Genomic DNA, 16,569 nt, shown 5'->3' on the forward strand with positions numbered 1-16,569 from the left:
GGAGACATTGCGGTATAATAGTCATGCGCAGACTGTGGCAATACAAAACCCCGGCACGAAGTTTCAGTCTGCGGGCAGCGTAGAGTTGTGCAACCACACCTCCGGGGGATCCGTATCAGGGAGCAATCACATGGCATGGGGCGACAGTCCAGGGCATGAGTGCGGCATCTTTGGCATCTATGCGCCGCACGAGGACGTGGCGCGCCTGACGTTCTTCGGTCTTTATGCGCTGCAACATCGCGGGCAGGAGAGTGCGGGCATTGCAGTATCCGACGGGCGACGCATCCATCTCCACAAGGAAATGGGCCTGGTCGCTCAGGTGTTCAATGAAGAAAAATTGCGCCCGCTCAAAGGATATATCGCAATCGGGCACACCCGCTACTCCACTACCGGATCATCGAAATTGCAAAATGCGCAGCCGTTTGTGGTCGAGAGTGTCCTTGGACCTCTGGCGGTCGGTCATAACGGCAACCTGACGAATGCGCCGCAATTGCGGCGCGAATTGTTGACGCGCGGCGTGGGGCTGATATCGTCGAGTGATAGCGAAGTGATCACGCAGATGCTCGCCGGCGGCGAGGGACGAACCTGGGAAGAAAAGTTGCGCGTCTTCATGATCCGTGCCGAAGGAGCGTACTGCCTGACGGTGATGACGCGCGATACACTCTACGCAGTGCGCGATCCCTGGGGGTTGCACCCGCTCTGCTACGGGCATCTTGGCAATGGCGGGTGGGTGGTGGCGTCGGAGAGTTGTGCGCTGGCAACCATTGGCGCAACACTGGAACGCGAACTGGCGCCGGGTGAGATCATGGCGTTCGATGAGCGCGGTCCGCGCACGATTGCGCACTCTCCTGCGCCGCAACGTGCCATGTGCCTTTTTGAATACATCTATTTTGCCCGCCCCGACAGCATTGTCGATGGACAAACGCTTCACGCTGCGCGGGTTGCTGCCGGGCGTGAACTGGCGCGCGAAGCGCCGGCCGACGCCGATATTGTCATTCCGGTGCCCGACAGCGCTGTTCCCGCCGCCATTGGCTATGCGCAGGAGTCGGGCATTCCTTATCAGGAAGGGTTGATCAAGAACCGGTATATTGGGCGCACTTTCATTCAGCCCGACGATCGCCTGCGCAAACTTGGCGTACAGTTGAAGTTCAACCCGTTGAGTGATAGCCTGGCGGGTAAACGTGTGGTGCTGGTGGACGATAGCATCGTGCGCGGGAATACGTCAGGTCCGATTGTGCGGTTGTTGCGCGATGCCGGGGCTGTGGAGGTTCATATGCGCGTCTCGTCGCCACCGATCAAGCATCCTTGCTTCCTCGGCGTCGATATGGCAACCTACCCGGAGCTGATCGCGCATCGCTTGACGCTGCCGGAGATCCGCGATCACCTGGGGGTCGATAGCCTGGCGTATCTCAGCCTGGAAGGTCTCATTCGCGCAACTGGCAATTCGGGCAAGGGGTTCTGCAATGGCTGCTTCACCGGGAATTATCCGGTGGACGTGCATCTGCTCGAAAAGGAAGCGTTTGAGGGGTGAGGAAGGCGGCAACGTCGCCCAACGGCTGGCGGCTCACCCGCTGCGCTGCCCAGGACTAATACGAACGTGCGGTCATTCGTACAATACTGCCGGGACGCTGCGGGCGAAAGCCCTCGCTGAGGACGCAGTTCGACTATGCTCACCGCGAGTGAAAGCCCCGCTGGGGCTGCTGATGCCGGGGCGCAGTCTGCGTCCACGACACGTCTGCCGGTGTGCGTTGACCGTTGCGCCTTGCCCAACGAACGCGCGAACATTTTGTCTGACTGAACGCCACCTGGTATTATTCGCAGTTCAATGCCCCTCATCCCCGACGTTGCGCGCCTGGTTCCATCTTGTGACCGGTGACGCTACCAACCACGATGCCTGTTTTTCCCTCATCCCCCAATCCCCTTCTTCACACAAGCAGTACGCTGAGCATGCCGAAGCGCGGCGCCGAAGCAGGGAGAAGAGGGCGTTGGAGCGAGGTGGCGCTGCGACTCCTCCCAGGTGCGTTCCAAAACCTTCGCGTCTTCGTGCCTTTGTGTGAGTTGCTTCGAACAGTATCGAGTGTGAAGCCCGTCGGGAAACCGCTCACGTATGGGGTCGTGCGCTCGTGCGCCGCACGCTGTAGCGCGCATTTTTTGTCGGATCGTTTGTCTCGCCCCGCAGAATGCGTTAGAATATTCGTGTTACTGGCTGGAGCGCCATTGAAGAATGGCAGAGTGAGCATCCTGTGGCACACAACCGTCCGCTGCTGTTGCTGATCGATGGTCATGCGTTGGCGTATCGCGCCTTCCACGCGCTGGCGGAAGCGGGGTTGCGCTCCTCGACCGGCGAGCCAACCTATGCGGTCTACGGGTTCACCTCGGCGATGCTCAATGCCATCGAGGAGTATCAACCGGAATATGCCGCAGTGGCGTTCGATGTCGGCAAGACTTTCCGCGACGATCTGTACGCCGAATACAAGGCGAACCGCGCCGAGACCCCGGCTGAGTTTGAGCAGCAACTGGAACGCATCAAGCAGGTGCTAGCGGCGTTCGACATTCCGATCTATACCGCCGAAGGATACGAAGCCGATGATGTGATCGGCACGCTGGCGCGTCAGGCGACTGAACGCGGCGTTGATGTGCTGATCCTCACCGGCGATACCGATACGCTGCAACTGGTCGACGATCATGTGACCGTGCTCCTCAACAATCCGTATCTCCGCGGACCGAAAAATACCACGCGCTACGGCGTCGCGGAGGTGACGGAACGCTACAAAGGGCTGCGCCCCCATCAACTTGCCGACCTGCGCGGCTTGAAGGGCGATCCGTCCGACAATATCCCCGGTGTCAAAGGCATTGGTGAGGCTGGCGCAATTGCGCTCCTCAATCAGTTTGGCACAATCGAGAACCTGTACGACCATCTGGACGAAGCGCCGAAACGCTATCAGAAGCATCTCGAAGGGCAGCGCGACATTGCGCTGTTCAGCAAGAAACTGGCGACCATTGTGTGTGATGCGCCGGTAACGCTCAACCTTGCAGACGCAACGCTCGCCGATTACGACCGCAGCCGGGTGATCGCGGTCTTTCAGGAACTCGAGTTTGGTGCATCGCTGGTGAAGCGCCTTCCGCCATCCGGCAGTACGACCGTTGCGCAGCCGCTGCCGTCCATACCGCAGGCAGACGCATCGGCGCCGCTTCAGGCGGACATGTTCGCGCCGGAAGCGCCTGCTGTGCGAGAGTCGTCCGCCGAGCCGCAGCAGTTGACCCTGTTTGGCGATCCAGAGGTTGTGCCGCCGCCGGTCGCGCATGTCGAGGCGCCGCTGCGCGCAGCGCCGGGTGAATACCGCGCTGCCTGCACCGATGCCGACCTGGAAGCGGTGGTCGCCGAACTCGCCACGGCGCCGCTGGTTGCGTTCGATACCGAAACGCGCGGGATGAACCCGCTGCGCGATGATCTCGTCGGTCTGTCGCTGGCGACGGTCCCCGGTCGAGCCTGGTACATTCCCGTCGGGCATACCACCGGCGAGATGCAATTGCCGCGCGATCGGGTGATCGCGGCGCTACGCTCATTCTTTGCCGATCCGGCGCGCCCCAAGGTTGCCCACAACGCCAAGTTTGATATCGAAGTGCTGGAACGCGCCGGCATGCCGGTCGCCGGTTTGTCGTTCGATACGATGCTGGCGGCTGGCTTGCTCGACAAACGTCGTAATTTGAAAGACCTGGCGTTCTACGAACTGGAACTCGCTGAACCGCTGGACGCAATTGGCGACCTGATCGGCAAGGGGAAGAACCAGGTCACCTTCGCAGAGGTGCCGATTGCCCGCGCTACGCGATATGCTGCTGCCGACGCCGATATGACGCTGCGCCTGCAACCGGCGCTCGAAGCGAAACTGCGTGCTGCCGGGAGTCTCGCCGATATGTTCTACCGCCTGGAAATGCCGCTCGTGCCGGTGCTGGTGCGGATGGAGCAGTCCGGCATTCTGCTGGATGTTCCGTATATGCGCGCTCTGGGGGAGCGCATGGGTCGGGAACTTGCACAGATCGAGCAGCAGATCTTTGCCATCGCCGGGAAACCGTTCAATATCAACTCCGGCGATCAGTTGAGCGAGGTGCTGTTCGGTCCCAAGATCAACCTGCCCACAACGGGTCTCGAACGCACCCGGACAGGGCGCTACTCGCTGACGGCGCAGGCGCTCGAAGAGTTGCAGGCAAGCGACACTACCGGCATTATTGAGTTAATCCTGCGCCACCGTCGCCTGAGCAAACTCAAATCAACCTATGTTGATGAACTCCCGGCGCTGGTCAACCCGGAGACCGGCAGAGTCCATACCGATTACAATCAGCTTGGTGCGGCGACCGGGCGGTTGAGCAGCAATTCGCCGAACCTGCAAAATATTCCAACCCGCACCGAAGAGGGGCGCGAGGTGCGGCGCGGCTTCATCGCTGCCCCCGGTCATGTGTTGATCGCCGCCGACTATTCGCAGATCGAGTTGCGCGTGCTGGCGCACATCACCGGCGATCCGAACCTGATCCAGACGTTTATTGAAGGGCGCGACATTCACGCAGCCACCGCCGCACGTCTGTTCGGCGTCGGTTTCAATGCCGTGGACAAGAATCAGCGGCGGATCGCCAAAACCGTCGTTTTTGGCGTCATCTACGGCATCAGCCCATTCGGGTTGGCGCAACGCCTGGGTATTTCGCGCGAACAGGCGCGCAACCTGATCGATAGCCTGTTCAATCAGTTCCCCCGCATCCGCGACTACATCGACCGCACGCTGGAAACCGGACGGAATGAAGGGTATGTGCAGTCGCTCTTCGGCCGCCGCCGCCCCATGTTCGACCTGCGCACGTCCGGTCCGCGGCGTCAGGCAGCCGAACGTGAAGCGATCAACCATCCGATCCAATCCACAGCGGCGGACATCATGAAACTGGCGATGATTGCTGTGGATGCCGAACTGCGTCGCCGCCGGTTGCGCACCCGCATGTTGCTCCAGGTTCACGACGAATTGATCTTCGAGGCGCCGGAGGCGGAAGTGGATGAGGTGGTGGCGCTGGTGCGCGAGCGAATGGAAGGGGTGTTGAGCGATATGCACCCGCCGTTCGCCGTCCCGCTGCGCGTCGAGATCGAAAAAGGTTCGAATTGGGAAGAACTGACGCCAGTGTGACGTGGTGCGCGGGTTGATGGAGGGAAAGTGGGAACGTTGAATGTTCAACATTCTTATCATTCTCGGATACCCCCTATCGCCGACCGACGTCCACCAAATGTGACAAAGATGACAAATGTCATACCTGGTGTAGCACGGTGTATCATTCTCGTTTCACCCCCGCATGCCACAATCAGGTTGGGCATATGCTACAATGAAGGGGAGTGACGATGAGCATGGGCGTGCTGGCTGGAAAGGAATCCTTTTCAGGAGACCATCCGTATATGACCTTCGTTGAATCTGTGGCGCAGGCGCATCCCCGTGACCAGCGCACGATTGATGCGGAGCAACCCACCTTTTCGATTGTAGCGCCGGTATATAACGAAGAGGTGTTATTGCCGGAGTTTTACCGGCGTGTTGTGGCAGCGATCGAGCCGCTGGGTGAGCCGTTCGAGATTGTGTTGGTGAACGATGGATCGCGCGATCGCTCGCTCCAGATCATGCTGGAACTGCACGAACGCGATCCGCGCGTCAAAGTGATCAACTTTTCACGCAACTTCGGGCATCAGATTGCGATCACTGCCGGTACCGACTACGCGCGCGGCAGGGCAGTCGCTGTGATCGACTCGGACCTTCAAGATCCGCCGGAAGTGATCGTGGACATGATCGCCCGCTGGCGCGAAGGGTACCAACTCGTTTATGGCGTGCGATCCGAACGTGAAGGCGAAACGGCTTTCAAACTTGCCACTGCTTCCCTCTTCTACCGCCTCATTCGCAAAATTACCAGCGTCGATATTCCTGCCGACACCGGCGACTTCCGCTTGATGGATCGCAAGGTGGTCGATGCGCTCAAGTCGATGCGTGAGCATCACCGCTTCATGCGCGGGTTGTCGGTGTGGGTCGGCTTCAAGCAGACTGGCGTCACCTACAAGCGCGACGCGCGCAAGGCGGGGGTGACGAAATATCCGCTGCGCAAAATGCTGAAGTTTGCGATGGACGGTATTACCGCATTCTCGTACCTGCCGCTGCAACTGGCAACCTATGTGGGGTTCGGCGTGGCGGCGCTCGGGTTGCTCGGCATTATTGCGGTGATCATTCTGCGTCTGCTCGGCAATGAGCTTCTGGGGCAGGCGACGACGCTGGTGGCGGTGCTGTTCATGGGGGGCGTGCAGCTGGTCTTCCTCGGCATCCTCGGCGAATACCTGGGTCGCATTTACGATGAAGTCAAGCAGCGCCCCCTCTATATCGTCGCCGATGCGATCGGGTTCGATGAATAATCTCCCCGCCGCACTTATGGCACGGCGCGCAGCCATTCCTGCGTGCCGAATTTTGTTGCGACCAGGCGCTCAGCCGCCTCCCACTCCTCCGGTGTGATGTTGGATTCGGTCAGTCCGTTCTGCGTGCGGAACGTGTCGATCATGCGCTCGATGATCGCCTCGCGCGGCAAACCGGTCTGGCGACGCAGCGGATCGACCCGTTTGGCGGCGCTGGCGATCCCCTTGTCACTGAGTTTCTCGCGCCCGATCCGCAACACCTCCATCATTTTGGCGTTGTCGATGTCGTATGCCATCGTCACATGGTGAAGCACCGCGCCGCCCCGCCGCGTTTGCGCCGCTCCGCCGATCTTTCCGGCTGCCGAGGTGATGTCGTTGATCGGTTGGTACCACGCTTCGACGCCGAGTGACGCCAGCGCGTCGAGCACCCAGCGGTCGAAGAAGGCGTAGGAGTCGATCATGCTCATCCCCGCCACCAGTTCGACCGGCGCGTAGATCGAGTAGGTGATCGTGTTTCCCGGTTCGATGAACATCGCACCGCCGCCGGTGATCCGCCGAACGACCTGCACTCCGTGGCGTTGCGCGCCGTCCAGATCGACTTCGTTCCGCAGCGATTGGAAACGCCCGATCACGACGGCGCTGGCAGCCCACTCCCAGATGCGCAGTGTCGGCGGGCGACGTCCGGCGGCGACTGCTTCCAGGAGCGCTTCATCGAGCGCCATGTGCAGAACCGGCTTCATCGGCGCGCTCTGGATCACCTGCCAGTCGTAGGCGCGCCAGGACGATGATGGTGGTATGCTCATTGCGCACCTCCCTGAAGCGCGCGGCGTACCGCTTCAGCAACTCCTTCCGGCGTAATGCCGAGTAATTCGGCGTGCGCGGCTGCGTCGCGCACCCGTGCAGCAATCGTCTCGACCGGCGTGTCCGCCGGGAGACCATCGAGCGCGGCTGTCATCCATTCCAGCGCTTCCGCCGGTTCGAGAAAGAAATCGCCGCTCAACACCACATCACGCAGTGCGCCATCAGCCACGTTCAGATCAACGACCACCAGTTTTCCTCCAGGGATTTTGTATTCGCCGTGCATAGCATGCCTCTCTCCTGTAAAGACTGCTCTCTGGCGTTGCTGTTGGATAGGATGCTCGTTGGTCAACTGCAGCATAGTATGATACGCGCCAGGCATAATGTCGGATCGCACCGTCTGGTATAGTCGGCGTCTCGGAGTGACCATGGACCTGTCATTGTTGAATGTTTAGCGTGTTGATACGATGCCAAACGGCAGCGCACCATTGGACCATAACCTGGACAATATCCTGAAGTCACGCAGGACGATTGTCTGGTTTCTGTGCTGTCAACTCGCGCAAGAGAGCACGTATCCGATTCAGGGTTCGGATGTTGACACGTCCAAATGTTCTGGTGATCAATGTTTGGTGAAGGGTATAGATCGTATCCACCCGCACGATGCCTGGCCGATTAAGAGTGCCAAGGACCAGGTCCGCCGACGTAATTGTAAAGCTGTAGGGTGTAAGTACAGGGTTTGAGGTCATGGCGACGACGACCATGTCGGCGGCGGTCTGATTGTAGTGATCATTGGAGATAATAATGACAGGCCGCCGTTTCTGAGACGACAAATCCGTAAATGGGATGGGGATGAGCACAATGTCACCCTGATCAGGCGTTATTCCAATCCTCGTCATCGAGCGGATTATGCCAGAACGCCAGACTGCTTTCTGCCGCCGCGGCCAGGTCGTTGAGGGCGTCCTGCGGTTCTGGAATGACGAAGACGACAACGCGTGCACCCGGGGCAAATGGAAGGCTAATCTCGATTCGCCCCTGTTCGCCCACTTCGACTTCGTACTTAAGAACTGTTTGTGGTCCACGAACCGTCTGCGCCATCTCACCGATCCTCTCTATGGTTCATATCGTGAGGTATTGTAGCATAGCATAGGCGCACGGGTGCGACAAACGGTGAATGCAACATTGTGTGTAACGCCCGCATTCCCAGGAGCAGCGCGCATAGGTGCGAAGAACAGGCATGGCAGCGGGCATCCTACACGCGCCAGCGAAGCGCACGTCGATCCGACGACGTTGGCTGAGCCTGTCGCAGCCCACGCCAGCCGCCCTGTGTCCCGCACACGCCAGAGAAGCACACGTCTATCAGACGACTCACCCGCATACGTCCTGTGCTATAATTGACATATATCGTGTACCAGCCGATTGACGCGGCGCCGCTCAGAGGCGAGCGGCGCTTTCTGTGGAGACCAGGAGTATGGCGACAACATCAGATCTGCGCACAAATATGATTATCCGCCATAACGGTCAGTTGCACCGTGTGATGGAGTTCTATCACCACGCCCCCGGCAACTGGCGCGCAATGGTGATCATGAAACTGAAGAACATTGAAACAGGCAAAACCATCGAAGAGCGGGTGCGCGCCGGTTCCGAAATCGAGATTGTGCGCGTCGAAAAACGTCCGATGCAGTTCCTCTACCGCGAGGGGGACATCTACCACTTTATGGATACCGAAACCTTCGAGCAGATCGAAGTAGCGGAAGACCTGATCGGCGAGCCGGCGAAGTTCCTCAAAGAGAACGAAATGGCGGACATCCTGTTCTACGACGACAATAAGATTCTGGGTGTCGAGCCGCCGCTGTTCGTGACGTTGCAGGTGACAGAAGCCAGCGTTGCGGTGCGCGGCGATACGGCGACGAATGTCAACAAGCAGGTGACGCTGGAGACCGGTGCGGTCATCTCAGTGCCCGCCTTCGTCAATCAGGGCGATTATGTGCGGGTCGATACGCGCACCGGTGAGTATATCGAACGTATCAAATAAGTGCATCCTGTCTGGCGACCATGAGCAAGATCGTCACTGCGGGAGAAATGCGCGCCATCGAAGAAGCGGCGGTCGCTCGCGGCGCGACCTGGTCGGGTTTGATGGAACAGGCGGGTACAGGAGTGGCGCGGGTGGCGCGCGAGGCGATCGGCAATCCTGCGGGTCGCTGCGCGCTGGTGCTGGTCGGTCCTGGCAACAACGGCGGTGATGGGTTGGTGGCGGCGCGCCTGTTGCACGACGCTGGCGTGAAGGTGATGCTCTACTTCTGGCGGCGGCAGGAAACGTCCACTGATGGAAACTGGCGCTTGTGTCGTGAACGCGCCATCTCCGAAGTGCGCGCCGCCGATGATCCGCAGAGTCAGGCGCTGCGCCGTGCGCTTGCCGAAAGCGACCTGGTGATTGACGCGCTTCTCGGCTACGGCGCCAACCGTCCGGTTGAAGGCGAACTGGCGACCATCATTGCGACGCTGAATATGGTGACAGCGCAGCGCGACCGATCTGCCCGACCGTTCGTGCTGGCGGTCGATGTTCCCACCGGCGTCCATGCCGATAGCGGTGCGTTGCTCGGCAATGCGGTGTGCGCCGATCTGACCGTTTCGACCGGTCCGCTCAAACGCGGGTTGGTCTTCTACCCGGCGCGCGCGTATGCTGGCGAACTGTGCAGCGTCGATATCGGTCTTTCGCCAGCCGACCTGGAGGGCATTATGACCGAATTAATCGACGGGGACCTGGCGCGTTCGCTCTTGCCGCCACGCCCGCCGGATTCGCACAAGGGTACGTTTGGCAAAGCGCTCGTGGTGGCTGGATCGGTGCATTATCCCGGCGCAGCGTCTCTGGCGAGCGCTGGCGCCGCGCGCGTTGGCGCCGGCCTGGTGACCCTCGCCGTCGGGCGCAGCCAACTGGTTGGTCCGGGGCGCATCCCCGAAGTGACGCTCCACCCGCTGCCCGAAGCCGAATGGGGCGTGCTCGGCGATGCCGCAGCCGATGAAATGCTCGCCATTCTTGGCGACTATCAGGCGTTGCTCGTTGGTCCGGGTCTGGGGCGCGAAAAGGCGACGCGCGCGTTCTTTGAACGGTTGCTCGGCTTGCAATCGCCGCGCCATCGTGGGCAGATCGGGTTCCGTATCGCCACAGCGGGGAGCGAGAAAGCCGCTGTGAAACAGCGACCGGAACTGCCGTTCACGGTCATTGATGCCGATGGTCTGAATATTCTGGCAGACCTGATTCATCATCCTGAACCATCGAATGCCGCGTTCGGCGCCGTCTGGGATCGTTTGCCGATGGGGAGGTGTGTGCTGACTCCCCATCCCGGTGAGATGCGTCGTCTGCTCGGCGTCGAACAGATCGCTGAGCATCCGGTCGATGTGGCGAAGGACGCCGCCGCGCGCTGGAAGCAGATCGTGGTGCTCAAGGGCGCAACGACGGTCATTGCCGACCCGGAGGGGCGGGTGCGCGTGAATGATGGCGGCAACCCGGCACTGGCGACCGCCGGAACCGGTGATGTGTTGGCGGGCGCCATCGCGGGGCTGCTGGCGCAGGGGTTGAAGCCGTTCGATGCCGCAACGCTTGGCGTCTACCTCCATAGCGCTGCCGGTCGCCTGGTGCGCGACGAACTCGGGGATATGGGGACGCTTGCCGGTGATTTACTGCCGCGTCTGCCGCTGGCAATTCGCGCCCTGAAACAGTCGTGAAAGAAGGCGCTGCCATGACGACGCTGAAACGACCCGTTCGCCCCCGGCGCGTCCACTACCCGGAGAGCGACGGCAAACCCATGGGTGAGACCGATCTGCACCGCGACTTGATGCCCGATCTCATCTTTGCTCTGAAGTGGTTCCTGAGTTCGACCATCGCCTACGTGGCGGGCAATCTGTTCATTTACTACGAAGAAGGCAACCCGCGCGCCGTCGTTGCGCCTGATGTGTTCGTCATCATGGGTGTGCCGCAGCGCCGTCGTCAGATCTTCCAAACCTGGAAGGAAGGCGGGCGTGTGCCGGATGTAGTCATCGAGATTACCTCAAAACGCACGCAGAAGGATGATCGTGAACGCAAACCGGCGATCTACGCTGCGCTGGGAGTGCCGGAGTATTTTATCTTTGATCCCAACGGCGACTATCTCGATCCACAGCTTCAGGGTTTCCGGCTGGTCAATGGGATGTATGAACGTATGCAGACGTTTCCGTTGAGGAGCGACGCCCTGAACCTGGAACTGCGCCAGGAAGACTCGATCCTGCGGCTCTATAACTCGCAAACCGGTGAGCGGTTGCCAACATCGGACGAAGAAGTGCTGGCGCGGCGTGCAGCGGAAGCGGCGCGTCTGGCTGCCGAACGCGAGTTGCTCGCAGAAACGCAAGCGCGTCTGGCGGCGGAGGCGCATGCCGCAAAACTGGAAGCCCGCGCCGCAAAATTGGAGGCAGAAGTTGCCCGTTTGCGCGCTGCACTGGCGAAGCGCGCGAAATCGTCAACCGAACCACAGGCGCCAGAGGAGGCGTAGCCATGCCGATCTATGAGTATCTCTGCCCACAGTGCAACGGGCGTTTCCAGAAACTGGTGTATGGGTTCCGTGACCCGGAGGGGCTTGCATGCCCGCGCTGCGGCACAACCGACGTGCGCCGCGCGATTTCGCGGGTGGCGGTGCTCAAGTCCGAGGAATCGCGCATCGAGGCGCTTGCCGATCCGTCGATGCTCGCCGGTCTCGACGAGAACGACCCGCGATCGATCGCGCGATGGGCGAAGAAGTTGGGCAAGGAACTCGGCGAAGAAGCGGGCGACGATTGGGACGAGATGGTGGACGAGATGCTGGAAGAGGAATTGCAGCGCAAAGACAAAGGCGAAGACGATGGCAGCGACGCGGAGGGCGAGGAGACAGCGCCTGCATCAAAGAAGGGTGTGTCACAACCTGATGACCTTGGATGGGCTTGAAGAGAACCGCCATGACGATGGTCGCACCGTACAAGTACGGTAGGGCGCCTCATGGTGACAGAGGTTATACCAATGACCTGTGACCATCCGGCATGGTCACCCCGAGCAGCGCGAGGGGTCTGGCGTGACCCGCTGAGATTCCTCGCTGCGCTCGGAATGACACGCATGTGGCATCTTCAATCGTGGTATTCGTGGTCGGGGTTTTCCCGCGTTGTCAAGTCGAACATCCTTCTCCGTCCACGCAGCGCGAGGGGTCTGGCGCGACCCGCTTAGATTCCTCGCTGCGCTCGGAATGACAAGTCGCTGCGCTCGGAATGACACGCATGTGGCATCTTCAATCGTCATTGGTATTCGTGGTCGGGGTTTTCCCGCGTTGTCAAGTCGAACATCCTTCTCCGTCCACCTTCCCCGGTGGGGAGGTTTCAGGGTGGACAGCGCGCATGCGCCTAGCGGGCATGCATGGCGTTGGGATGCGCCGTTTTACCCCTGCCCCTCTCCCGCGTGCGGGAGAAGGGAGACCGGCGCTGTGCTCGAGTCCGTCCCCTGGTGGGGGCGCCGGTGTTTGAGCGGGGACTCGGTCCGTCCTTGAACTGCGGAAGGGGGAAGGGGATGCCCTCGTCCGGCAGGGGAAGGCGCCTGACAAACGCTTCCCGCGAGGGCATTGCTCCCTTTTCGCATCTTCTCCGATGGGGAAAGGGACACTCTTGCCCGGCGGGAGCAGATCGGTGTGGATGTCTGCAATGGGGTTGCATTGCCTGCGGAAAGGTGACAGGCGACGTCAGGATGCCATGTTCCGGGTTGGCTCAACCCGACGGATGTCATTGAAAGCAACAGGAAGTCGTGCGTTTTCGTGAACACATTCTGGCGGCTGCGGCGACCGGTCTGGCGCTCTACCCGCGCTCACCATTCCGCGCGGCGCTGACGATCCTTGGTGGCGTGGCGCTGGATATCGATCATTTCGTGCTCTACGCGCTGCGCAGCGGCGACTGGAACCCCGTCGGCGCGTTGCGCTACGACCGGCGGCGGCATCGTCCGCCGCGCCGGGGTGACACACAACCGCGATACGGGTCACTTCGCTCGATTGCGCACGAGCCGCAGGTTACAGTACCGCTGGTCTGGATCACGGCGATCCTCTGGTCGCCGCTGCGCCCGTTTGCCGCCGGGCTGACGGTGCATCTGGCGCTTGATCTGCACCTGCCGCACTATAACTGGCGCGTCTATCGCCGAGCGCGGGGCCGGTGCGAACGCTGTGGTGTCGCCGGTGTTCCACTCGAAGTCTACTATCTGGTCGATCCTCGTCGCGGCGGCAAACGCTGGTCGGCGCAGAACTGCGTGCTGTGGTGCGGAGAATGCGCGCGTGAGGCGAGAGACAGGAGGGAAAGAATATCCACGCCTCTTGGGTCTTTGCCTGGAGTCGACGGGTGTGATGCAACCTGACCGGTGGAAGAATCGCCAGCGCTGGCAGGCGTCCAGATAGACCTTCCAGGTTTTGAAGGGAAGAATCGTGAAACCTCCCGACAACCTTACCTGCCGCGACGCAATCCGCGGCATGCCGCTGGCGTTCAACGCGCGCGCGGCGCGCGGACTGCGCGCTGTCATTCAGTTTCGCATCACCGGCGCCGAACCGGGGGACTACTACCTGCGCATCGCTGATGGTGAGTGTCTATTCCACGAAGGCGTCTTTCCCACACCCGATGTCAGCATTCATGCTCGCTCAGACATATGGCTGGCAATTGCCCACGGGAAACTGGATGGGACGCTGGCATACCTGATGCGGCGGTATCGCGTCGAAGGCGACGCCCTGCTCCTGATGCGCCTGAAATCGCTCTTTTCGAGTGACTGACCGACCCGAATCATACCTCCCGAATATCAAAAACCTGCTTGACGACCGGCGCAATCGTCGCTTTCACCTGATCGAGGGTTAATCCGCTGATCTTGAAGGTGATCAGACGCGCACCGTCTTCTTTGTCGAACTGACCGAACGAAATGAAGTTGCCGTTCGCCTGGAAAACGGCCGTGCTCAAGCGAGCCAGCATGCCGGGACGGTCATCGAGCAACGCCGTCACCCGCACGCCATGCTCGCGCACACTCATCAGTTCGAGCAGGATTTTGAACAGATCGGTTTCGGTGATGATGCCGACAACGTCATGCCCGCGCATCACCGGCAACCCGCCGACGCGCTTGTCCGCCATAATGCGCGCTGCTTCCTCAATGGGGGTATCCTCGGCGACGGTAATCACCTCGTGGGTCATGACCTCATCGACCGTCAGTTTGCTCAACAAATAGTTCAATTCCCATACACTCAGCGACGTGATCGGCGATGGCGACGCAAAAAGCAGGTCGCGCTCGGCGACGATGCCAACCAACCGGTGATGGTCGATCACCGGGGCGCGCCGGATGCGCTTTTCCCGGAACAGCATTAAGGCGTCTGACACAGTGGTTTTGGGCGCCACGGTAATGACCGGAGCGGACATGCGTTCACCGACAAGCATAGGAGTGCTCCTGTTTCTTCAGATCATAATCTGTGATTGTCAATCACAATGCGCACGCACAAGCGTGTTTGCACAACGGCGGATTTATGACCCGTCCTGATGCTCGCGCGCCAACCGCATAACCCGAAACGCTTCGGCATATGCCAGTCCTGCGGCTTTGCCGGTCTCCGCCGCCCAATCGCGCAGCCATTGACCGTCGCCGACCTGGACCTGACTGGCGTGGCAGCGCAAGGCTTCGATTTTGCGCTCGATCGTCATGGATATGTCCACATATGTTGTATACAATCCCGCTTGATCGGAGGTGATGTACAGTTCTTTGACCTGGTGCGGCTCAAGTCCTTCGGCGAGCAGTTCCGGGAAGATCGGGCGCGTCGGTGCGCTGGGGAAGACGGCGGCGACAGCGGCTTCGGCGGCGGCGCGGTGATCGGCATGGTTGACGTACTCATCGCCATAGAAGAACGCGGTCGGATCGCCGCAGACGACGCGGTCCGGCTTCAGGCGGCGGATCAGGCGCGTCAACTCACGGCGCAGTTCGAGCGTCGGTTCGAGCACGCCGTCCTTGTAACCAAGAAAGAACACATCGCGCACGCCGAGCACGCGGGCAGCGGCGCGTTGTTCTTCTTCACGAATGCGCACCAATGCGCGCAAGTCCTGGTGCGGGTCATTGCTGCCGGCGGAACCGTCGGTCACGATACAGTAGTAGACCTCGTGCCCTTCGTCCGCCCAACGCGCGGCGCTGCCGCCCATGCTGAATTCCGGGTCGTCCGGGTGGGCAAAAATGCCCAGGATTCGCAGCGGAGAGAATGGTGTGTCGCTCATGGTCTTTTCTCGTGCTGAATGGCATCATTTGAGCATAGAACGCAGTGTACCGCAACTCGGATGGGTTGTCGAGGGTGTGGGCAGGTGAGTCCGTAATCTGCTGCATTGCTCGAGGCTGAATCATCGAGGAGAACGCACGGCAGGCGCGCCCTGCGCGGATGCGTGCGCCAATCCCGCCGCCCTACGCCAGTTTAAGGGGGAGATAGAACATCCGCGCGAACACCGGCACAGTAGGCGCGCGGGAGAGGGGCGAGGGTAAAACGGCGCATCCCAACGCGATGCAAGCCCACTATGATTATGCGTGCTGCCCGCCCTTGAACCTACACTTGCGGAGCTTGGTTCACTCAGTGCGGGCATTCATTCCCGCGCGGCGGACGCGCCTTGCGCGGATGCGCGCGCCCATTCCGGTTAGCCCCGCGCGGCGGCGCCCGCGTGTCTGCACCGCTGTCGAAGCGTTGCGCGTTCACCTGGTCTGTGCTATAATCGTCCTCTGCAACTGAAGAACGCTTCTGCTCTCTTGCGTCCGCGCCTCCGCGCATGGTGCGGGTCCGACAAAGAGGGCCAGTGACCAGAGGAGGATCAATGCGCGAGCGTCGTCGTGACTACGAACTGTTATTCATTATCCCCCCAATACGAATTGGCGATGAGGAGATTCACAACGCCATCGAGCGAGTCTCCCAGGCGATCACCAATCTTGGTGGCGTTATGACAGCCATCAATCACGCGCCACCCTGGGGGCGGCGGAAATTTGCCTACCCGATCCGCGCCTATGTCGAAGGCGAAGCGAGCCGTCGGGTGTTCACCGAAGGGTATTATGTGCTGATGAACTTTCAGATGGCGACGGATCGCGTCGCTGAACTCGAACGCCTGCTCAAACTCAACGACTCGGTGCTGCGCTATCTGCTGACGCTGGTCGAGACGCGCGGCGCGGCGCGTTCTACGGTCGCACCGGTCGAGTCGTTCGATGGTGCAGAGCCTGAGGATGAAGACTTCGAGGAGGATGAAGAAGAACTGGACGTGGAGGACGTCGAAGCAGGCGACGAGGACGATGAAGACTGATAGGCGCTGGTTCGTTATGAAGGGGAGAGGAACGA

At 60.6% G+C, this 16,569-nt stretch carries 16 protein-coding genes; 10 read left to right on the forward strand and 6 right to left on the reverse strand.

The genetic code is table 11. The annotated features are described in order from the left end of the window. Window positions 1-130 precede the first annotated feature (130 nt). The 3 genes from purF (at window position 131) to RCAS_RS07755 (ending at window position 6,418) form a co-directional block, all read left to right on the forward strand. Window positions 131-1,531 carry an amidophosphoribosyltransferase gene (gene purF, locus RCAS_RS07745; RefSeq protein ID WP_012120032.1) on the forward strand — a complete coding sequence of 467 codons (1,401 nt, stop codon included), beginning with the start codon at window positions 131-133 and terminating at the stop codon, window positions 1,529-1,531. 712 nt (window positions 1,532-2,243) lie between these two features. Further along, window positions 2,244-5,162: a DNA polymerase I gene (polA, locus tag RCAS_RS07750; RefSeq protein WP_012120033.1), complete on the forward strand. Its 2,919-nt coding sequence runs from the start codon at window positions 2,244-2,246 to the stop codon at window positions 5,160-5,162. A gap of 263 nt (window positions 5,163-5,425) precedes the next feature. Beyond that, window positions 5,426-6,418, forward strand: coding sequence for a glycosyltransferase family 2 protein (locus tag RCAS_RS07755; RefSeq protein ID WP_012120034.1), 993 nt, complete (start codon window positions 5,426-5,428; stop codon window positions 6,416-6,418). A 14-nt stretch (window positions 6,419-6,432) separates the two neighbouring features. Here the strand turns inward: RCAS_RS07755 and RCAS_RS07760 are convergent, their stop codons facing one another. From RCAS_RS07760 to RCAS_RS07775, 4 genes are all read right to left on the reverse strand, one after another. Continuing rightward, on the reverse strand, window positions 6,433-7,218 hold the full coding sequence (locus RCAS_RS07760; protein WP_012120035.1) for a lipoate--protein ligase family protein: 786 nt from the start codon (window positions 7,216-7,218) through the stop codon (window positions 6,433-6,435). Continuing rightward, window positions 7,215-7,499, reverse strand: a complete 285-nt coding sequence (locus tag RCAS_RS07765) for a hypothetical protein (protein ID WP_012120036.1) — start codon at window positions 7,497-7,499, stop codon at window positions 7,215-7,217. Before RCAS_RS07765 ends, RCAS_RS07760 begins: the two co-directional genes overlap by 4 nt. A gap of 232 nt (window positions 7,500-7,731) precedes the next feature. Beyond that, a complete protein-coding gene (locus RCAS_RS26475; protein WP_012120037.1) occupies window positions 7,732-8,109 on the reverse strand; it encodes a type II toxin-antitoxin system PemK/MazF family toxin in 378 nt (125 codons plus the stop codon). Further along, window positions 8,084-8,308, reverse strand: coding sequence for a hypothetical protein (locus RCAS_RS07775; protein WP_012120038.1), 225 nt, complete (start codon window positions 8,306-8,308; stop codon window positions 8,084-8,086). The genes RCAS_RS26475 and RCAS_RS07775 overlap by 26 nt, the downstream gene beginning before the upstream one ends. Before the next feature lie 373 nt (window positions 8,309-8,681). On the opposite strand from RCAS_RS07775, the gene efp reads away from it, so the two are divergent. From efp to RCAS_RS07805, 6 genes are all read left to right on the forward strand, one after another. After that, window positions 8,682-9,245 carry an elongation factor P gene (efp, locus tag RCAS_RS07780; RefSeq protein WP_012120039.1) on the forward strand — a complete coding sequence of 188 codons (564 nt, stop codon included), beginning with the start codon at window positions 8,682-8,684 and terminating at the stop codon, window positions 9,243-9,245. A gap of 20 nt (window positions 9,246-9,265) precedes the next feature. Then, window positions 9,266-10,936: an NAD(P)H-hydrate epimerase gene (locus tag RCAS_RS07785; RefSeq protein WP_012120040.1), complete on the forward strand. Its 1,671-nt coding sequence runs from the start codon at window positions 9,266-9,268 to the stop codon at window positions 10,934-10,936. Window positions 10,937-10,950: 14 nt separating this feature from the next. Continuing rightward, complete coding sequence (locus tag RCAS_RS07790) at window positions 10,951-11,736, forward strand: Uma2 family endonuclease (protein ID WP_012120041.1); 786 nt, start codon at window positions 10,951-10,953, stop codon at window positions 11,734-11,736. Window positions 11,737-11,738: 2 nt separating this feature from the next. Next, window positions 11,739-12,164, forward strand: a complete 426-nt coding sequence (locus RCAS_RS07795) for an FmdB family zinc ribbon protein (protein WP_012120042.1) — start codon at window positions 11,739-11,741, stop codon at window positions 12,162-12,164. 840 nt (window positions 12,165-13,004) lie between these two features. Continuing rightward, a complete protein-coding gene (locus RCAS_RS07800) occupies window positions 13,005-13,601 on the forward strand; it encodes a hypothetical protein (RefSeq protein ID WP_012120043.1) in 597 nt (198 codons plus the stop codon). A gap of 67 nt (window positions 13,602-13,668) precedes the next feature. Beyond that, window positions 13,669-14,007: an SCP2 sterol-binding domain-containing protein gene (locus RCAS_RS07805; protein WP_012120044.1), complete on the forward strand. Its 339-nt coding sequence runs from the start codon at window positions 13,669-13,671 to the stop codon at window positions 14,005-14,007. Window positions 14,008-14,017: 10 nt separating this feature from the next. Here the strand turns inward: RCAS_RS07805 and RCAS_RS07810 are convergent, their stop codons facing one another. Together RCAS_RS07810 and RCAS_RS07815 are read right to left on the reverse strand one after the other, a co-directional pair. Then, the gene (locus tag RCAS_RS07810; protein WP_012120045.1) at window positions 14,018-14,656 is read right to left on the reverse strand and encodes a CBS and ACT domain-containing protein; all 639 of its coding nucleotides are present in this window, start codon (window positions 14,654-14,656) and stop codon (window positions 14,018-14,020) included. A gap of 84 nt (window positions 14,657-14,740) precedes the next feature. Further along, window positions 14,741-15,475: a PIG-L deacetylase family protein gene (locus RCAS_RS07815; RefSeq protein WP_012120046.1), complete on the reverse strand. Its 735-nt coding sequence runs from the start codon at window positions 15,473-15,475 to the stop codon at window positions 14,741-14,743. Window positions 15,476-16,057: 582 nt separating this feature from the next. On the opposite strand from RCAS_RS07815, the gene rpsF reads away from it, so the two are divergent. Continuing rightward, complete coding sequence (rpsF, locus tag RCAS_RS07820) at window positions 16,058-16,534, forward strand: 30S ribosomal protein S6 (protein WP_012120047.1); 477 nt, start codon at window positions 16,058-16,060, stop codon at window positions 16,532-16,534. Window positions 16,535-16,569 lie beyond the last annotated feature (35 nt).

The organism is Roseiflexus castenholzii DSM 13941 (genome assembly GCF_000017805.1).
Lineage (GTDB): Bacteria > Chloroflexota > Chloroflexia > Chloroflexales > Roseiflexaceae > Roseiflexus > Roseiflexus castenholzii.